We start from the raw sequence: 18729 nt of genomic DNA, 5'->3' as shown, positions 1-18729 counted from the left end.
GTTAGGGTAACAAACAGATTTTATACTGATTTTATATCCCTACATATCAGTTGAAACAAGGTTTTAAACCTTTTGTTTAGGTTAACTTTCTTTTTACTTTAATTAAAGAGAATTATTGCTAAATATCGTTATAACAATGTTAATTACTGTTTTTATTACTCGGCCCTATAAAATTTTTACTTACCCGATTACTCAGTGGTTTATTTTCAATGTGTTGCAACTCAATTTCTATGGCATCACAAGAAATGTGAATTTCAAATAAGGAGGTAAGCAACGATAAACTTAAGCAGCTTAAACTCACACCAAATAAAATAATGCCGGTAGTGTCAAATTCAATAAATAGAGCGAACATTGATAACGTACACAATAAAAAAGCAGCCACCCCGTACACTTGCATGGTTCTGATTAATTTGATTCGTTTTCTAAGGTTGGTAATTTGCGCTATAACAACAGGGCGAATAGACTCACCTTCACGTGCATTCAATTCTCTTATGAGTTGCGCAAGCACTAAAAATCGGTTTGTATAGGCAAGTAACAACAACGAAATTGCTGGGAAAAGTAAACCTGGCGTCGTTAGCGTCATAATGTGTCCTTAAATCATATTATTGGCTCTGAATTAGTATAGGTTATGCTGGTTTATTTTATAGATAAAGTAAATGGAGTAGATATTGCAGAATTTTAATAATGACGACTCAAATGTAACATCGTTTGCTTGGGTGACGCTTTATAACGCAGAAAATAGTTTAGAGGCCAATATAATAAAAGGACTCATTCTTCATGCTGGCATTGAATGTCAAATTAAAGGTGAAATGCTGCAAGGGGCAATCGGCGAGATCCCGTTTGAACAAACACAAGTCAGTGTGCAGGTTTATGCGATAAAAGAGCGCCATGCACGCGAAATATTGGTAAACTATCAGCAAGTAAAACAATCCGCTCCAGATTGGGTGTGCCCTAACTGTAATGAGCATAATGGATCAACATTTGATTTTTGTTGGTCATGTGGGACCTTAAAGAATGACAAAAGCGAATAATTTTCAGCGTATTAGAGAATTGAATTATTTACAAAAAGCGGTGTTAGCCAGTGCGTTAATAGAGCGTATGCTGCCTAATTATGGGCTATTTAGTGAAGCCACTGGTTTCGGCGATGAGGTTATTTTACGCAATGCTTTAAATGTGTGTTGGGAAAAAATATTGCTGCCTAAAAGTAAAATTGATTTAGAAAAGCAAGTAGAAAAAATTGAACCTAATGTCCCTGAACTTGCTGATTTTGATATGTTTGGTACCTATCCCGCAATTGATGCTGCAACCGCACTATTGAGTTTGATGCATGGTCTGTTGGCGCAAGATGAGCAAGAGTTTGTTAATGTAAGTAAAATATCACAGGCAACGGTAGCTCGCTTTATTGAATATCAAATGACGGTTGCAGGCGATGTTGCCGATAACAAAGCGGTACGTGAGCATCCGTTAATGCAATACGAAATGGATACATTAAGTGAACTCATCGATTTTGTAGAAGCAATGGGGCGTATCACTGCTGAAAATGTTAAAGCATTGAAAAAGCATATTGTTGCTGATGGCCAAACTAACATTGGTTTAGCACTTTAAGTCATTTGTTTTAAACACCTAAGGTGGTAGGAGAATTTACAATGCGAATTTTAGGCATCGAGTCATCATGTGACGAAACTGGCATCGCTATTTATGATGACGAAAAAGGGCTGCTAGCCCATCAACTTTATAGCCAGGTAAAAGTTCATGCTGATTATGGTGGTGTGGTCCCTGAGCTTGCTTCTCGCGATCACGTGCGTAAAACACTGCCACTCATTGATGCGGCATTTGCTCAAGCAGGCTGCGGGCCTGAAGATTTAGACGGCATTGCCTATACAGCAGGGCCAGGTTTAGTGGGGGCTTTGTTAGTAGGTACCTCAATTGGTCGCTCTTTAGCGTATGGTTGGGATATACCAGCGGTGGCAGTGCATCATATGGAAGGGCATTTATTAGCGCCAATGCTGGAGGAAAACACCCCCGCGTTTCCATTTATTGCATTGCTCGTCTCTGGCGGTCATACCATGATGGTGAAAGTTGCGGGAATTGGTCAGTATGAAGTACTGGGTGAGTCAGTGGATGATGCCGCTGGAGAAGCATTTGATAAAACGGCTAAGTTACTCGGGCTTGATTATCCAGGTGGTCCTCGTTTGGCTAAAATGGCTGAACACGGTGTGGCTAAACGGTTTGTTTTTCCGCGTCCAATGACAGACAAACCAGGCTTAGACTTTAGTTTTAGTGGTTTGAAAACGGCCGCTTCGATTGCTATTCGTGAAAACGACAGCGACGAGCAAACCAAAGCAGATATTGCACATGCATTTCAAACAGCGGTTATTGATACTTTAGTGATTAAGTGTAAACGTGCATTAAAACAAACGGGTATTAAGCGCTTAGTCATAGCCGGTGGCGTTAGTGCCAATACACAACTGCGTTTGCAACTAGAGCGTGTAATGCAGGGCATGAAAGGCGAAGTGTATTATCCGCGTACTGAATTTTGTACAGATAACGGTGCCATGATAGCGTATGCCGGCATGCAGCGTTTAAAAGCTGGGCAGTTTGCAACACTTGATATGAAAACCAAACCGCGCTGGCCAATCGATAGCCTAGACGCAATATAAATTCAGCTGATCACTTAGTTTCATCTGTGGGCGCTTTTTTTGTTCCCACTTTTGGCTCTTCCCCTTTAAATAAACGCACAATATTAGTGCGATGCCTAATAATAATCAGTAACGTAATAAATGTGACTGGTAAGGTGTACAAGGGTTTTATCCACCATGTATACAAAGGCGCTAATGTAACAGCGACTAAAGCGGCAAGGGATGAATAGCGCGTGATCACGACAATTAACAACCAAGTGCCAATTAATAACCCACCTAACGAAAGCCCTATAGGCAGTAATGCGCCAAATGCAGTGGCGACCGCTTTACCCCCTTTAAAGCTAAAAAATAACGGGTACATATGGCCTAAGCACGCCCCTACAGCGATTAAACCAAGTTCTAAAGGCTCAAGCTTTAGAAAATAAGCACCCCAAACAGGAATGGTGCCTTTTAAAATATCGAATACTAACACTAAGCAGGCTGGAAGAGTGCCCCCTAAGCGGTAAACATTGGTGGCACCTGGGTTATTAGAGCCATTGTTGCGTGGGTCGGGAAGTTTGAATAGCCGCGACACTAAAATGGCCGATGAAATCGAGCCAAGCAAATAGGCTGAAACAAACATTAAAATGACTAACACGCGCTTCCTTATTTTTTAATGATTACTTTTAAGTTATTATTGGCGATAGAATTTATGGGCTTCTAAAATTACTCGCAATTTTGTATTTGTTCTATTGTAAAAGTAATTTTAGTATATTTAAACACTGATTAAAGTATATGCAGTATTAATTTGATTGATACGCTATGTAATTAACTCAGTGACTTGTTATAGTCATTTGGAGTATCAATGGACAAGGTATTTATATCACAATTACATGTCGAAACGATTATCGGGGTGTATGACTTTGAAAAGAAAAGTAAACAAAGCCTGTACTTTGATATAGAAATGTTAAGTGACATTAAACCCGCAGCGCAAAACGACGATATTGACTTGGCACTGGATTACGCCAAGGTAAGTGAGCGAGTCATTGAGCACAGTATCGCTAAACCAGTCGAGCTTTTAGAAACGTTGGTAGAGCAATTAGCACACATTATTTTAGCCGAATTTAATACCCCACAAGTGATGATAAGGGTCAGTAAGCCAGCCGCCGTTGCACAAGCGCAAACTGTTGGGGTAGAAATAACCCGTATCAAGGCTTGCGTTTAAATGGCGCAGATATTTATTAGCTTAGGGTCAAATATAAATAAAGCCGAGCATATTAGTCGCGCTTTAGTAGCGTTAAATAAGTACTTTGATAATACACAGCACTCATCGGTATTCGAAAGTGAAGCGGTGGGGTTTGCCGGTAATAACTTTTATAATTCAGTGCTCGGCGCCACCACCGATATGGCTTTAGCCGATGTATGTGCGCTATTAAAACAAATAGAGCGCGATAATGGCCGCCAAGCGAATGACAAAAAGTATAGCCCGCGCACGCTCGATCTTGACTTACTTTTTTATGATGATGTCATTTGCGATACGCCTGCTCAGTTACCGCGTGACGAAATTACTAAAAACGCGTTTGTATTACAGCCCTTAGCTGAGATAGCGCCGGATTTTTATCATCCGGTAGCAAAACAAACGATTAGCCAAATATGGAATACATATAACAACCCTCAACAAAAACTATGGAAGGTGGAGTTTTCTAACCTATGAGTATTATAGAAATAATTGTTTTAGCCCTTATTCAGGGATTTACTGAGTTTTTACCGATATCGAGTTCTGCACACTTAATTTTACCGTCACAAATTTTAGGCTGGGAAGATCAAGGGTTAGCATTTGATGTGGCCGTTCATGTCGGCACCTTAATTGCCGTAGTCATTTATTTTCGTAAAGAAGTAACTGATATACTCAGTGCGTGGTTTAAGTCATTTGGTGCTCAGGGCACAACTGATGACAGTAAACTTGGCTGGTGGATAATTTTAGGCACCGTGCCTGCCGCTATTTTAGGATTATTGTTAAAAGACTATATTGAGCTGTATTTACGCAGTGCGTGGGTTATTGCAATTACAACGATCGTATTTGGTTTATTACTTTGGTATGCAGATGCTAAGGGTAAACAAGTAAAAACAATCTATCAGTTAAATTGGAAAACCGCACTCATTATTGGCTTTGCACAGGCCGTTGCTATGATCCCAGGTACTTCACGCTCTGGTATTACCATGACAGCCGGACTCATGTTGGGTATGAACAAGCAAAGTGCAGCGCGTTTTTCGTTTTTATTAGCCATTCCTATTATTTCCATGATGGGGCTTTATTACACCGTAGAATTGGCATTGGGCGATCATATTGTAGATTGGACTGCTTTATTTTTAGGTGTAGTGTTATCGTTTTTATCAGCTTATGCCTGTATTTTTATGTTTTTAAAAGTGATTGAACGTATGGGTATGCTGCCATTTGTTATCTATCGCTTATTGTTAGGTGTCGGTTTAATATTCTTTTTGATGTTATAAGCCATGACCTGTAAAAAGGCCTTCCAACTTGGAAGGCCTTTTTATTTGCTCAATGGTAACTTAATCATTTTTTTGGCATTATAGCGCCATTAAACTTTGCTTTAGAGCAACCCCCGCGCAGGATAAAGGACAGTAAATGCATATACATATTTTGGGTATTTGTGGCACATTTATGGGTGGTATAGCCGCTATAGCTAAATCATTAGGTCATCACGTTACCGGCTCTGATGAAAACGTTTACCCACCAATGAGTACTCAATTAGAAGAGTTGGGTATTGAACTAACGCAAGGCTATGCTGTATCTCAACTCCAACCCGCACCAGACATAGTCGTGATTGGTAACGCTATGAGCCGGGGGAACCCGTGCGTTGAATATGTTTTAAATAAAGGCCTGCCGTATACTTCGGGCCCCGAGTGGCTAAAACATAACTTATTACAAAACTCATGGGTACTGGCGGTTGCAGGCACTCACGGTAAAACAACGACTGCCAGTATGCTGGCATGGATACTTGAATATGCAGGGTTAAAACCGGGCTTTTTAATAGGCGGAATTGTACAAAATTTTGGTTTGTCGGCTCGCCTTGGACAAACGCCATTTTTTGTTATAGAAGCCGATGAGTACGACACCGCCTTTTTTGATAAACGCAGTAAGTTTGTGCATTATTTACCACGAACACTTATTTTAAATAATCTTGAATTTGATCATGCTGATATTTTTGAAGATTTAAACGCAATTAAAAAACAATTTCACCATTTGATGCGTACATTACCGCAAAGTGGCAAAGTGTTGTGGCCTAAAAATGATGACGCATTGAGCGATGTTATTGCAAAAGGGCTGTGGAGCGAAAGTGAAACTTTAGGCGATGACTGGAATTATGAATTACTCAAAGCTGATGGCTCACAATTTAATGTGTTATTAAACGCACAGTTACAGGGTGTAGTTAACTGGCAGGCAATTGGCGAGCATAATGTTAAAAATGCCATAATGGCTATTGCTGCAGCACGCCATGTGGGAGTGGCTATTGAGCATAGTATTGCAGCCTTAGGTGAATTTATTAGCCCCAAAAGGCGTATGGAGCTTAAAGCGGATATAAACAACATTAAAGTGTATGATGATTTTGCACATCACCCAACGGCAATACAAACAACGCTTGCGGGGCTACGTGCTAAAGTGGGCAATGACAAAATTATTGCGATTTTAGAGCCTCGCTCCAACACCATGAAAATGGGAGTGCATCAGTTTACACTACTCGATTCACTGCGTGATGCAGACGAGGTGCTGTTATTTGAGCCAGAAAATTTAAATTGGTCGCTTAAAGAGCAAGCAGAAAAAGCCGGTATGCAATGTTTTGATTCTACAGCCGCTATTATTACAACAGTGCTTGAGAATATTCAGCCAAATCAACATGTTTTAATTATGAGTAATGGTGGTTTTAATGGCCTTCATCAACAACTTGTTGATGGCTTGGCCGACAAATACAGCGGAGAATAATGTGCAATTTAAAGATAAAATCACTTTAGCATTTAGTGGCGCATCAGGGGCACCTTACGGGTTAAGACTATTAGAGGTGTTACTTGAACAGCAATATCAAGTGTATGTGCTTATTTCCAGTGCCGCTAGGGTGGTGTTTGATACCGAATCAAACGTTAAATTATCAGGTAATGAAGGTAAAGCTACTGAGCAATTAACGGTATTATTTAATGCAAAACCTGACCAATTAAAAGTGTTTGGTAAAGATAACTGGTTTAGTCCGGTAGCTTCAGGCTCTGCAGCACCAAAAAAAATGGTCGTGTGTCCGTGTAGTGCAGGGTCTGTGTCTGCGATTGCAATCGGTGCCTCAGATAATTTATTAGAGCGTGCCGCCGATGTGGTAATAAAAGAGCGAGGTCAGCTTATTTTAGTGCCTAGAGAAACCCCGTTTAGCGAAATTCATTTAGAAAACATGCTTAAGTTATCACGCTTAGGGGTAACCATTATGCCCGCTGCCCCCGGGTTTTATCATCAACCACAAAGCATAGAAGACTTGGTTGATTTTATGGTGGCGCGGATTTTAGATCATTTAAATATTGAACATAACCTCACCAAACGGTGGGGTTATGGTGAGGGTAAAAAATGAATAAGCAAAATATTGCTTTAAATATTAAAGGTCTTACCAAAGTTTACAAAAATGGCGTAGAGGCTATTAGGGGTGTTGATTTACAAGTGCATGAAGGTGACTTTTTTGCGCTACTTGGCCCAAATGGAGCGGGTAAATCAACCACCATTGGGGTCATTACTTCTTTGGTTAATAAAACGAAAGGTAAAGTTGAAGTGTTTGGTCATGATATTGATACAGACCTTGAAGCGGCAAAAGCAAATTTAGGCTTAGTGCCACAAGAATTTAATTTTAGTCAGTTTGAAACCCTAAGCCAAATATTAGTTAATCAAGCAGGTTATTATGGTGTACCGCGTACTGAGGCACACAAACGAGCAGATAAATATTTAGCACAGCTTGGATTACTTGAAAAAAAAGATAAACAAGCACGTACGCTATCAGGCGGTATGAAGCGCCGTTTAATGATTGCACGTGCCTTAATGCATGAGCCTAAACTGCTTATTTTAGATGAACCAACGGGGGGGGTTGATATAGAGCTTCGCCGTTCAATGTGGGATTTTTTAAGGCAAATTAACGAGCAAGGTGTGACCATTATTTTAACCACACACTACCTTGAAGAAGCCGAGTTACTTTGTAAAAATATCGCCATTATTGATACCGGTCGGATTGTTGAAAACACCACCATTAAAGCCTTGCTTGCTAAATTAGACAAAGAAACCTTTATACTCGATTTAAAAAAGCCAGCCAATCCAGTGACGCTTGAGGGGTATAATTTTACCATGACGGATGAGCACACCATTGAAGTTGAAGTGGCTAAATCTCAAGGGTTAAACGCGGTGTTTAGTGCATTGACTGAGCAAGGCAATACCGTACTGAGCATGCGCAACAAAGCAAATCGCTTAGAAGAATTATTTGTAGGTTTATTAGAGCAAGGGCGGGGCGAGTAAATGTTTAAATATGGCATAGCCTTAAAAAGTATTTGGATTAAAGAGTGCATTCGTTTTTTACGTATTTGGATACAAACCTTAGTGCCGCCAGCCATTACTATGAGTTTATATTTTGTTATTTTTGGTAACTTAATTGGCTCGCGTATTGGCGACATGGGTGGTTTTAGCTACATGGAATTTATTGTTCCTGGGCTTATTATGATGTCGGTTATTACAAACTCTTACTCTAATGTGGCCTCAAGCTTTTATTCAACTAAGTTTCAAAAAAGTATTGAAGAGTTATTGGTTGCACCTGTGCCTAATTACATCATTGTGTTGGGTTATATGGGCGGCGGCATGACGCGTGGCATTATGGTTGGCTTTATAGTCACCTGTGTTTCTTTATTTTTTGTGGATATTCAAATTCATAATATATTTGTGATTATAGCCACGGTTATTCTCACTTCGGCGGTGTTTGCCTTAGGTGGGTTAATTAACGCTATTTATGCAAATAGCTTTGATGACATAAGTATTATCCCTACCTTTATTTTAACGCCCTTGACTTACTTAGGCGGGGTGTTTTATTCAATTACTTTATTGCCTGATTTTTGGCAAATGGTGTCGCAAATAAATCCAATTATTTATATGGTTAACGCATTTAGATACGGGTTTTTAGGTGTGTCGGATGTCGATTTAACAGTCGCAATGGGGGTGTTGTTGGTGTTTATTAGCGTACTATTTACTGTCGCCCTTACGCTGATTAAAAAAGGTGTGGGGTTAAGACACTAATGAGCGATGCAAATTCACGTAGTATTGTATCTAATCAAGGCGCAGTGCATGAAAAGCTTGATGAAATAGTTAATAAGCATTTACAGGCTGAGTTTAAAAAACCAATTGCAACCCATACACAAACCGCATTTGATGAAGTTAACGCTAAAGTGCATGCTTTTGATGGCCCGCTTATTTTAGACTCCTGTTGCGGGGTCGGCGAAAGCACCGCTAATTTAGCTAAGCGTCATCCTAATGCATTAGTTATAGGTATTGATAAGTCATCTCATCGACTGGATAAGCATGAGGTTGAATATAAACAAACCGAAAGTGGCCAATACATTTTAGTACAAGCTGATCTAAATGACTTTTGGCGTTTAGCCGTTAGCGCTAATTGGCAGCCTAGCCATCACTATCTGTTATACCCAAATCCATGGCCTAAGTCTAAGCATATACAAAGGCGCTGGCATGGGGCGGCTATATTCCCGTTTATTGTAAAGTTAGGTGGTTTACTCGAAGTACGCAGTAATTGGGATATTTACGTTAAAGAGTTTGCCAGAGCGCTTGAATTAGCGGGTCACCCATGTGATACCGAATTGTTTGAGTCAGCGCAAGCAATCACGCCTTTTGAACGTAAGTATTGGGCTAGTGGCCAACAAAGCCACCGGCTTATTATAAATCTTAGATAGCTAGTTGCTGTTAAAAGTGAGTTACATGTGGCGTTGGTTTACCAAGGTAATTGCCTTGCATCAGCGTCACATTTAATGTGTTGAGTAACTCAGCAACTGTATTATTTTCTACCGCTTCAACAACCAATTCAAGTTTAAGTTGCTGGGTTATATCGGCTATATACTTTATAAATAGCGACGTGTTTTCATCATTTATCAACTGCTTTGTGATTGCGCCGTCGAGTTTAATGCCATCGACTTCAATTTTTAAGGTGTTGAGAGTATTAATAAACTCATTCCCCCAGCAGTTCATCACGACTTTTGCCCCTTTACTTTTCACCATACCAATAAATGACTTTATTTCGTAGTAGTGTGTAACAACCTGAGATTCTATTATTGAAATAGTAATGTTTTCAGGGTTGGGGTAGCGATGAAGCTCATAGGCTAAGTAGTCATAAATAGTAGGATCTGCAATATCTTCAGCGGATATGGTTACTCCCCAACTGACTGCTGATTTACGAAAACGCGAAATGCATTGAGCAAACATTGTTCGAGTTAACATTGGGTCCATGCGTAGCCTTTTTACTACATTAATGAACGCCTCTGGAGAAAGAATTTCTCCTTGCTTGGTTACTATTCGAGGTGTGCAATCGTACCTAACTATCGCCTGGGTATTCGTATTTATTACTGGTTGAAAGTAAGGAACAACAAGATGTGCATCAAACGCCTCGCGTATTTCTTTTGCTATTTCTACATTATACAAATACAAAGATTTAGTGTCGTTAACTGCTTCTGAATAATTAACGATGGGTTGTTCGCCTTGCCTTGATTGCAATAATGCAATGTGGGCATTTTTTTGCAGTAACGACTTATTCCCTCTTGCAACGCCTGCATTGAGCGTAATATAGATAAATGGGTCTGTAAAAAAAGGCGTGTTTTTATTATAAGATTGAATAATGCTGTAAAGCTCGTCAACCGGCGTTTCTTTACTAGTTAAAATGGCCAGTTTGTTGGTAGCAATGCGGTAAATGCGTAAATGGGAACGATTTTGTTGCTTGAAATGCGTGAGCAACTTTTTCATCACTTCATCGGCTGTTTTTGTGCCAAAAAAGCGATTGATGCTATCAACTTCGTTAACCAAAATAATCGCGATTTGTAGATGGTGTTCATTACTTTTTGTTAGCTGTTTTTCTAAGGCAATATGATTTGCAAACCCCGTAGCATGGTCACTTTGTAGTGAACGGCGTACCCCATAAAAATAAAGAATATAAACCAATAATGATATGAGCAGTACACAGCTAAAATGCAGCAAGGCTTGATTTAAGCGTGTTATTAAAGCCATATTGATTTTATCAACACTAATATCGGCAGCAGTTAAATAGGTTCTGCCATTTTTTGCTATATGGGGAATATACACCGTTTTAGAGCGACCACGATGTGCCGTTGAAACTTCAAAAATAGGCGCTGTTGATAAAAATGCGGCCATATTGACTGGCGTCGCTTCAGGGTAAAGATCTAAAAACTGGGTAACTTTACCGTTATTTTGATCATCTTGGGTGTAACTGGAGGCAGTAAAATAAATATTCTCATCAATCAGTATCATTGAATACAGATAATCAATATTTAAATCGTTGGCTAAGGCTGAAAGCGCTCGGCTTTATTTTGATAGCTTGCAAAGCTGATTTTTTGAGCTGCTTTGTCGTGGTAATCACTGCCTAAAATATACTTTACGCTGGTGGCGGCATTTAACAAACGATTATCAATGCTGCGAACTACATCATTGTGGATGTTGATGTAAGTGTAGTAACTATAAATTATTAAGCTTACCAAAAAAAAGACGGTCCCGAGTACTATCCGTGTTAATTTTAGATTTCCTTTTAGCATGTATTATCCTTACTTTTAATGGGCTTATTATACTTAAAAAATATAAATGCCCAATATTTTAATTCACCTTTGTACTAAATTTAGAAAATAGCGAAATGTTATCTATTTTGTATTGTCTTTTATGGCTTAAAACGAGACATTCTTATCATATTACAGTAAAGTTAGCGCAATTTCTTAGGAATGCCGTTACTTAAAAATACGTTTAAATTAACGTGTTTTTTATGTTAACAGGTATTTTAGCTACACATTAGGTATAAAGATGGATCAAAAGCGTTGTGCCGTCGCCTCAAAGGAAAGCCTTAAACGAATATTTACTGTTCCAGAGGCTCCAGACTCAACTTTAAGCAAAATAGAGCTTGAAATTTCGAGTAATTTAGCAGGTTTCTTAAACGAAAATATCGCGGCAATTGAAAAACCATTACATGAAATAGAAAAAGACTTTCAATCGGCGGTTATTCCTGAAGAGCCGACGTTTGTCTCTTGCTATGCCCAAGATATTATGGAACAGCTGGTTGCTCATTCTGTTCATACCGCAGCGCCAAGCTTTATTGGTCATATGACATCAGCGCTTCCGCATTTTTTACTACCGTTATCTAAGTTAATGGTAGGGCTGAATCAAAACCTGGTAAAAATAGAAACCTCAAAAGCATTTACTCCCCTTGAGCGTCAAGTTTTAGGAATGATGCATCATTTGGCTTATGGGCAAAGTGATGGGTTTTATTCTAAATGGATGCACAGTGCAAAAACGTCTTTGGGGGCATTTTGCTCCGGTGGTACAGTTGCTAATATTACAGCGCTTTGGATCGCCCGCAATCGCTTATTAAAAGCAGATGGCAACTTTAAAGGCATTGCTGCACAAGGTTTAGTGGCGGGAATGCTGCATTACGGTTACAAAGGGCTCGCGGTTTTAATTTCTGAGCGAGGGCATTATTCGCTAGGTAAGTCGGTTGATTTACTAGGCATTGGTCGAGAGAATTTAATTGGTATAAAAACATCACCTGATAATAAAGTGGACGTTAATGCGATGCGAGCAAAAGCCTTAGAGCTTGAAGCGCAAGGCATTAAAGTAATGGCAATTGTTGGCGTTGCAGGCACCACTGAAACCGGTAATATTGACCCACTTGAAGACTTAGCTGAATTAGCAACAGAGATTAATTGTCATTTTCATGTTGATGCAGCGTGGGGCGGGGCAACTTTATTGTCAAGCACCCATCGGCATTTATTAACAGGGATTGAGCAGGCTGATTCAATTACTATCGATGCACATAAACAAATGTATGTGCCTATGGGTGCGGGGCTAGTATTATTTAAAGACCCAGCCGCAACGGATGCCATAGAGCATCATGCTGAGTATATTTTACGTAAAGGCTCTAAAGATTTAGGTAGCCATACGCTAGAGGGAAGCCGCCCAGGAATGGCAATGTTAGTACATGCTTGTTTACGTGTTATTGGGCGTAAAGGCTATGAAATGCTTATTGACCGTAGCATTAAAAAAGCGCATTACTTTGCTAATTTAATAAAAGCCAATGACGATTTTGAGCTAATATCAGAACCTGAGCTGTGTTTATTAACTTATCGTTATGTGCCAAAACAAATCAAACAAGCAATAGCCCAGGCTGATGAGCAAACTCGTTTAGATATTTTTGCCGCACTTAACCGTTTTACTGCCAGTATGCAAAAACGCCAACGTGAATCAGGACGCTCGTTTGTATCGCGTACGCGTTTAACGCCAGTGCAATATGATAATCAACCAACCGTAGTATTTAGAGTGGTACTTGCAAACCCGCTTACATCGGGTGCTATTTTAAAAGAGATATTAGAAGAGCAAAAAGAACTGGCAAAAACCGATCCGGTGTTTAAAAAGTATTTACGTAAATATATGTAGCCATAAATACTATGACAAAAAAGACGCGACTAAGCGTCTTTTTTGTTACTTATTAAAAGCAACTGGCTTTTATAAGATTGCTGATAATTTGTTGTGAAGGCTTTATTTTTTCCATTGCTAAAAATTCATCAGGTTGGTGCGCTTGATTAATAGAGCCTGGCCCCATAACAATGGTTTCACAGCCTAGCTGTTGTATAAAAGGGGCTTCAGTACAGTAATTAACAGCGACCGCTTTTTGCCCGGCTATATTTTCTGCTAATTTAACCAGTGCGCTATCTGTGCTTCCCGTAAATGCTGGAATTGGCTGATGCAAATCAATTACGCTCACTGAGTTAGGGTATTGCTGGTTTATATCGTAGGTTGCATCAATCACCATTGCTTGCAGCTCTTGCACGCTTAAACCAGGGAGTGGGCGCATATCAATGTGCATTTCGCAGCAGCTGCAAATTCGGTTGGCATTATCCCCCCCATGAATATTGCCTAAATTGAGTGTTGGATAAGGAATTTCAAAGTGACTTATTGAATATTTATTCTTAAGTTGCTCTTTTAAGATCAGTAATTTTGTAATCACTTTATGCATTACTTCGATGGCGTTAAGGCCCCGTTCGGGGTTGGAGCTATGTCCAGAACGCCCCACCACTCTGATTGCTGTACTCATATGACCTTTATGGGTAAATACTGGCGTCATATCAGTCGGCTCGCCTATTATACAGCGACTTGGCTTTAAATTTGGGTGCTTACAAATTTGCTGCGCGCCAGCCATGGTGGTTTCTTCATCGGCGGTCGCTAATATTAAAATTGGTTGGGTTTGTTGCTTTTCATCAAGCTCACTAATAGCCTGCAGTACAAAAGCAAAAAAGCCTTTCATATCAATACTGCCTAAACCATATAATTTGTTATCAAGTTCGGTTAATTTAAATGGATTTTGATTCCAGCGGCTATCATCAAATGGCACCGTATCGGTGTGCCCCGCAAGCATCAACCCGCCATCGCCTTGTCCACGTTTTGCTAATAAGTTGTAGCGGCCTTTACCACCTTCTAACTCTATTATTTCACAGCTAAAACCTAAGCTTTCACACCATTGAGCGAGCAGTTCAATGACGCTTTTATTACTCATACATAAATGATCTTCAATAGCGCTAATAGAGGGGGCAGCAATTAATTGCTGATACATAGAAATAAATGACGGTAGAGACATAAAAAAATCCAAAATAAGCATTCAATTTAATTGCATAACAATATAAAAGTATTTATGATGAATATCAATTCACTTTTTAAGCATAAATATATTAAAGTTGCGACATGAAAATAATACGACGATAGTTATCACTCATAAATTTAAACAGTTTAACTCGGTTGCACTAAGTGTAAATGAGTAACATGGAATGTGATCACTAATTTTTAGATAAAGAGTAAATAATGAACGTAGTAATTATAGGTGCCAGCGGTTATAGCGGTGCAGAATTGGCAAGCTTGATAGCAAAACATCCAACTCTTTCATTGACTGGTTGTTACGTATCAGCGCAAAGCTTAGATAAACACAAGCTGCTTAGCGAATTATATCCTGAGCATTTAGGGTTACTTGATGTCTCCTTGCAACCACTTAATGAGAGTGCATTGAGTGATATAGCTCACAAGGCTGATTACGTATGTTTGTGTACAGATCATAAAGTTAGTGTCGATTTAGCGCCGCAGTTTTTAGCCATGGGCAAAAAGGTATTTGACTTGTCTGGTGGTTACCGCCTTGCCAGCAATGATGACTATGTTACATATTATGGCTTTGAACACCCACACCCAGAACTACTTAACCAAGCTGCATATGGTCTTGCCGAGTGGAATAGTGCGGCCATTACAAAAGCGCAGTTAGTTGCTGTTGCTGGATGCTACCCAACCGCCGCATTAAACGCGTTAAAGCCCCTTCAACAAGCAGGCTTATTAAGTGATGAGCGGATTATTATTAATGCCGTATCCGGTGTGACAGGCGCGGGTCGTAAGGCAAGTATTGGCACACACTTTTGCGAGGTGTCGCTTGCTCCCTATGGTTTGTTTAACCATCGTCATGGGCCTGAAATACAGCAGCACCTTGGGCACGATGTATTATTTACTCCTCATTTAGGTAATTTCCCGCGCGGTATTTTAGAAACCATTTATGTGCAGCTAAAACCGGGTGTGACCGCAGAGCAAGTAACTAAAGCGTATCAAGTATTAGCGGATGAGCCGTTAATTCGATTGCTTGGTAATAAAATCCCCTCAATTAAAGGGGTAGCAAAACAACCCTATGTCGATATTGCTTGGCAGCAGCAAGGCGCGCAGTTAATTGTGATGGCGGCAATTGACAACTTACTCAAAGGCGCGGCAGGTCAGGCGTTGCAATGTATTAATTTATCTATGGGTTTACCCCATACTACAGGTCTAGTAGGAGCGTTTAAATGAGCAGTAAAACGTGGGTTATTAAACTTGGTGGTGCAGTACTTAACACTGAAAATGCCGCTAAAGCGCTATTTGAAATACTTAATGAGCAACATGATGCACAGTTTGTGATTGTGCATGGCGGCGGCTCATTAGTTGATAGTTGGCTAAAAGAAGCCGGATTTGCCAGCGCTAAACACCAAGGCTTGCGTATTAGCCCCAAAGAGCAAATGCCTTACATTGTAGGTGCATTAGCGGGAGCGGCGAATAAACAACTGATGGCGCAAGCAATAGGTGTAGGACATAAGCCGGTGGGGTTAAGTTTATATGAAGCAGGGATCACCGCATCGCAAAAATTAAAAGCGCTTGGTCAAGTAGGTCAATGTCACAACAATGCAGATTCTATTATTAATGATTTACTCAGTGCTGGCCGGTTACCGATCGTTAGTTCTATCGGCTTTGATGAGCAAGGCTTGTTATATAACGTTAATGCCGATGAAGCCGCCGCTGCGATTGCTAATAATTTGAATGCCGAACTTATATTTATGACAGATGTAGAGGCCGTATTTGATGCGAATAAGCAGCCATTACATCAAATTGACACAAAACACATTGATACTTTAATTGCAGAGGGAGTAATTGTGGGCGGGATGGAGGTCAAAGTTAAGACCAGTCTTCACGCTGCCCAACACTTACGACGCGGTGTGTACATTTCCAGCTGGCAAAAGCCAGAAAACTTAACGGCTTTGCTGCAAGGCGAGCACGTCGGAACTAAAGTAACACCATAGGTTGAATATGTTTAAAGATTTTTTAACGGGTCTGGAATTAGACCAACAAGGCGCACTTAACTTACTAACATTAGCGCAAGATATTAAAGAAAACCCTGCAACATATAGTCAAGTTCTGGCAGGTAAGTCAGTGGTTACTTTGTTCGAAAAGCAAAGTTTACGTACTCGCCTATCGTTTGATATTGGTATAAACCGTTTAGGCGGTCATGCGGTTTACCTTGACCAACAAAACGGGGCGATGGGGGCGCGTGAATCGATAAAAGATTTTGCCTTAAATATCTCAACTTGGGCCGATGGTATCGTTGCCCGGGTTAATCAGCACAGTACCTTAACCACACTCGGTGAGTATTCGTCTGTTCCGGTGATTAATAGTTTGTGTGATTTATATCACCCATGCCAAGCATTAGCTGATTTTTTAACACTTCAAGAAGTGCATGGTGATGTAAGCCAGCTGAAACTTGCTTATTTAGGTGAGGGCAATAACGTAACGCATTCATTGATGCTACTTGCAGCTACTTTAGGAACCGATTTTGTCGCTGTAACGCCAAAAGGCAGTTCGCCAGATTCGCAAATTCTGAAAAAAGCAGAACAAATTGCGGCCATGAATGGTGCATCAGTTATGGTCAGTGACCGAGTTGAAGCCGCTGTTGGTGCTAATGTTGTTTACGCCGACACCTGGGTATCTATGGGGGATACCACGCCGCTTGAGCAAGTAAAAGAAAAATACATGCCTTATCAATTAAATCAGGCATTACTTAAAAAAACCGGTGCTACCACGGTATTACATTGCCAACCGGCACACCGTGAGTTTGAAATTACCTCTGAGGTAATGGATGGCCCCGCATCAAAAATTATACAGCAAGCAGAAAACCGCATGCATGCGCAAAATGCGCTATTAGTTACATTGTTAAATCCAAATTTTGTTAAGGAACACCTATGAGTTCAATTAAAAAAGTCGTTTTAGCCTATTCAGGTGGTCTTGATACATCGGCGATTGTGCCATGGTTAAAAGAAAACTACGGCTGTGAAGTTATTGCCTTTGTGGCCGATGTAGGCCAAGGCGCAGAAGAACTTGAAGGCGTAGAAGCTAAAGCCATAGCATCGGGGGCATCAGAATGTTACATCGTTGATTTAAAAGATGAGATGGTCAGTGATTACATTTACCCAACCCTTAAAACAGGCTCTATATACGAAGGCACTTATTTATTGGGCACCTCTATGGCCCGGCCAATTATTGCTAAAGCGCAAGTTGAAATTGCCCGTAAAGTAGGAGCGGATGCACTTTCTCATGGCTGTACAGGTAAAGGTAACGACCAGGTACGTTTTGAATCATGCTTTGCAGCACTTGCACCCGACTTAACAGTGATTGCGCCATGGCGTGAGTGGGATTTATCAAGTCGTGAATCATTGCTTGATTACCTAGCTGAGCGTGATATTCCGTGTTCTGCATCAGCAACTAAAATTTACAGTCGTGATGCTAACGCATGGCATATTTCACATGAAGGCGGCGAGCTTGAAGACCCATGGTGTGAACCAAGTGAGCAAGTATGGACCTGGACTAATTCACCAGAGCAAGCGCCTGATAAAGCTGAGCATGTCACCTTATCAGTGGTAGAAGGTGAAGTGGTTGCTGTTAATGGCGAGCAATTAAAGCCTTACGATTGTTTAGTTAAATTAAACGACATTGCAGCACCACATGGAGTTGGTCGTGTTGATATTGTAGAAAACCGTTTAGTGGGTATGAAATCACGTGGCTGTTACGAAACACCGGGCGGTACTGTGATCATGGCAGCGCTGCAAGCCATTGATGAACTAGTGCTTGATAAAGCCAGCCGTAAATGGAAAGAAGTACTAGGCGGTGAATTTTCGCACTTAGTTTACGACGGTCGTTGGTTTACGCCACTTAAAGAGTCTATTTTAGCCGGTGCGCAAGCGCTTTCTGTGTTAGCAACGGGTGAAGTAGTACTTAAACTCTACAAAGGGCAAGTAACCGCGGTTCAGAAAAAATCACCTAACAGCTTATACAGCGCAGATTTTGCTACCTTTGGTGAGGACGATGTGTACGACCAATCACACGCTGAAGGATTTATTCGTTTATTCTCGCTTTCAAGCAGAATTTCAGCATTAAATAAAAAATAATTTTTTATGCCCCGTAACTAAAACGGGGCAATTTCAG

Annotated in this window: 19 protein-coding genes and 1 pseudogene; 16 read left to right on the top strand and 4 right to left on the bottom strand. The window is 40.4% G+C overall.

Translation table 11 applies throughout. From position 1 onward, the window contains the following. Positions 1-139 precede the first annotated feature (139 nt). Positions 140-583 (bottom strand): DUF2721 domain-containing protein, encoded by a 444-nt coding sequence (locus AC6H44_RS11440; RefSeq protein ID WP_500735604.1) that lies wholly within the window; start codon positions 581-583, stop codon positions 140-142. Positions 584-668: 85 nt separating this feature from the next. On the opposite strand from AC6H44_RS11440, the gene AC6H44_RS11435 reads away from it, so the two are divergent. The 3 genes from AC6H44_RS11435 to tsaD are packed head-to-tail and all read left to right on the top strand — an operon-like array spanning position 669 to position 2660. Next, on the top strand, positions 669-1031 hold the full coding sequence (locus AC6H44_RS11435; RefSeq protein WP_500735603.1) for a putative signal transducing protein: 363 nt from the start codon (positions 669-671) through the stop codon (positions 1029-1031). After that, the gene (locus AC6H44_RS11430) at positions 1015-1605 is read left to right on the top strand and encodes a YjaG family protein (protein ID WP_500735602.1); all 591 of its coding nucleotides are present in this window, start codon (positions 1015-1017) and stop codon (positions 1603-1605) included. Before AC6H44_RS11435 ends, AC6H44_RS11430 begins: the two co-directional genes overlap by 17 nt. A gap of 41 nt (positions 1606-1646) precedes the next feature. Continuing rightward, entirely contained in the window at positions 1647-2660 is a 1014-nt protein-coding gene (gene tsaD, locus AC6H44_RS11425; protein WP_500735601.1) for a tRNA (adenosine(37)-N6)-threonylcarbamoyltransferase complex transferase subunit TsaD, read from the top strand. Positions 2661-2670: 10 nt separating this feature from the next. Here the strand turns inward: tsaD and plsY are convergent, their stop codons facing one another. Then, positions 2671-3276, bottom strand: coding sequence for a glycerol-3-phosphate 1-O-acyltransferase PlsY (plsY, locus tag AC6H44_RS11420; protein WP_500735600.1), 606 nt, complete (start codon positions 3274-3276; stop codon positions 2671-2673). 207 nt (positions 3277-3483) lie between these two features. Here plsY and folB point away from each other — a divergent pair, with 207 nt between their 5' ends. The 8 genes from folB (at position 3484) to trmB (ending at position 9608) form a co-directional block, all read left to right on the top strand. Next, positions 3484-3843: a dihydroneopterin aldolase gene (folB, locus tag AC6H44_RS11415; protein ID WP_500735599.1), complete on the top strand. Its 360-nt coding sequence runs from the start codon at positions 3484-3486 to the stop codon at positions 3841-3843. Further along, entirely contained in the window at positions 3844-4332 is a 489-nt protein-coding gene (folK, locus tag AC6H44_RS11410) for a 2-amino-4-hydroxy-6-hydroxymethyldihydropteridine diphosphokinase (RefSeq protein WP_500735598.1), read from the top strand. After that, positions 4329-5129 (top strand): undecaprenyl-diphosphate phosphatase, encoded by an 801-nt coding sequence (locus tag AC6H44_RS11405; RefSeq protein WP_500735597.1) that lies wholly within the window; start codon positions 4329-4331, stop codon positions 5127-5129. Before folK ends, AC6H44_RS11405 begins: the two co-directional genes overlap by 4 nt. A gap of 136 nt (positions 5130-5265) precedes the next feature. Continuing rightward, positions 5266-6621, top strand: a complete 1356-nt coding sequence (gene mpl, locus AC6H44_RS11400) for a UDP-N-acetylmuramate:L-alanyl-gamma-D-glutamyl-meso-diaminopimelate ligase (protein ID WP_500735596.1) — start codon at positions 5266-5268, stop codon at positions 6619-6621. Between the two features lies 1 nt (position 6622). Further along, entirely contained in the window at positions 6623-7246 is a 624-nt protein-coding gene (locus AC6H44_RS11395) for a flavin prenyltransferase UbiX (RefSeq protein ID WP_500735594.1), read from the top strand. Beyond that, positions 7243-8172 carry an ABC transporter ATP-binding protein gene (locus AC6H44_RS11390; RefSeq protein WP_500735593.1) on the top strand — a complete coding sequence of 310 codons (930 nt, stop codon included), beginning with the start codon at positions 7243-7245 and terminating at the stop codon, positions 8170-8172. The genes AC6H44_RS11395 and AC6H44_RS11390 overlap by 4 nt, the downstream gene beginning before the upstream one ends. Continuing rightward, positions 8173-8940 (top strand): ABC transporter permease, encoded by a 768-nt coding sequence (locus AC6H44_RS11385; RefSeq protein ID WP_500735591.1) that lies wholly within the window; start codon positions 8173-8175, stop codon positions 8938-8940. It abuts the gene before it with no gap. Next, positions 8940-9608 (top strand): tRNA (guanine(46)-N(7))-methyltransferase TrmB, encoded by a 669-nt coding sequence (gene trmB, locus AC6H44_RS11380; RefSeq protein WP_500735589.1) that lies wholly within the window; start codon positions 8940-8942, stop codon positions 9606-9608. Before AC6H44_RS11385 ends, trmB begins: the two co-directional genes overlap by 1 nt. A gap of 10 nt (positions 9609-9618) precedes the next feature. Here the strand turns inward: trmB and AC6H44_RS11375 are convergent. Beyond that, a pseudogene (locus tag AC6H44_RS11375) lies at positions 9619-11471 on the bottom strand (GGDEF domain-containing protein). A gap of 259 nt (positions 11472-11730) precedes the next feature. On the opposite strand from AC6H44_RS11375, the gene panP reads away from it, so the two are divergent. After that, positions 11731-13356 (top strand): pyridoxal-dependent aspartate 1-decarboxylase PanP, encoded by a 1626-nt coding sequence (panP, locus tag AC6H44_RS11370; RefSeq protein WP_500735587.1) that lies wholly within the window; start codon positions 11731-11733, stop codon positions 13354-13356. A 52-nt stretch (positions 13357-13408) separates the two neighbouring features. On the opposite strand, the gene argE is transcribed toward panP, so the two are convergent. Further along, a complete protein-coding gene (gene argE, locus AC6H44_RS11365) occupies positions 13409-14554 on the bottom strand; it encodes an acetylornithine deacetylase (RefSeq protein ID WP_500735585.1) in 1146 nt (381 codons plus the stop codon). 221 nt (positions 14555-14775) lie between these two features. Here argE and argC point away from each other — a divergent pair, with 221 nt between their 5' ends. Genes argC through AC6H44_RS11345 form a run of 4 tightly spaced genes read left to right on the top strand, consistent with a single transcriptional unit; the run spans position 14776 to position 18692 of the window. After that, positions 14776-15789 (top strand): N-acetyl-gamma-glutamyl-phosphate reductase, encoded by a 1014-nt coding sequence (argC, locus tag AC6H44_RS11360; protein WP_500735583.1) that lies wholly within the window; start codon positions 14776-14778, stop codon positions 15787-15789. Continuing rightward, positions 15786-16553: an acetylglutamate kinase gene (gene argB / locus AC6H44_RS11355; RefSeq protein ID WP_500735582.1), complete on the top strand. Its 768-nt coding sequence runs from the start codon at positions 15786-15788 to the stop codon at positions 16551-16553. Before argC ends, argB begins: the two co-directional genes overlap by 4 nt. Before the next feature lie 7 nt (positions 16554-16560). After that, entirely contained in the window at positions 16561-17493 is a 933-nt protein-coding gene (locus AC6H44_RS11350; protein WP_500735581.1) for an ornithine carbamoyltransferase, read from the top strand. Then, a complete protein-coding gene (locus AC6H44_RS11345) occupies positions 17490-18692 on the top strand; it encodes an argininosuccinate synthase (RefSeq protein WP_500735579.1) in 1203 nt (400 codons plus the stop codon). The genes AC6H44_RS11350 and AC6H44_RS11345 overlap by 4 nt, the downstream gene beginning before the upstream one ends. Positions 18693-18729: the final 37 nt, after the last annotated feature.

It is taken from the genome of Pseudoalteromonas sp. TAP-3C, from assembly GCF_059888565.1.
This window is presented reverse-complemented; position numbering and strand designations above follow the sequence as displayed.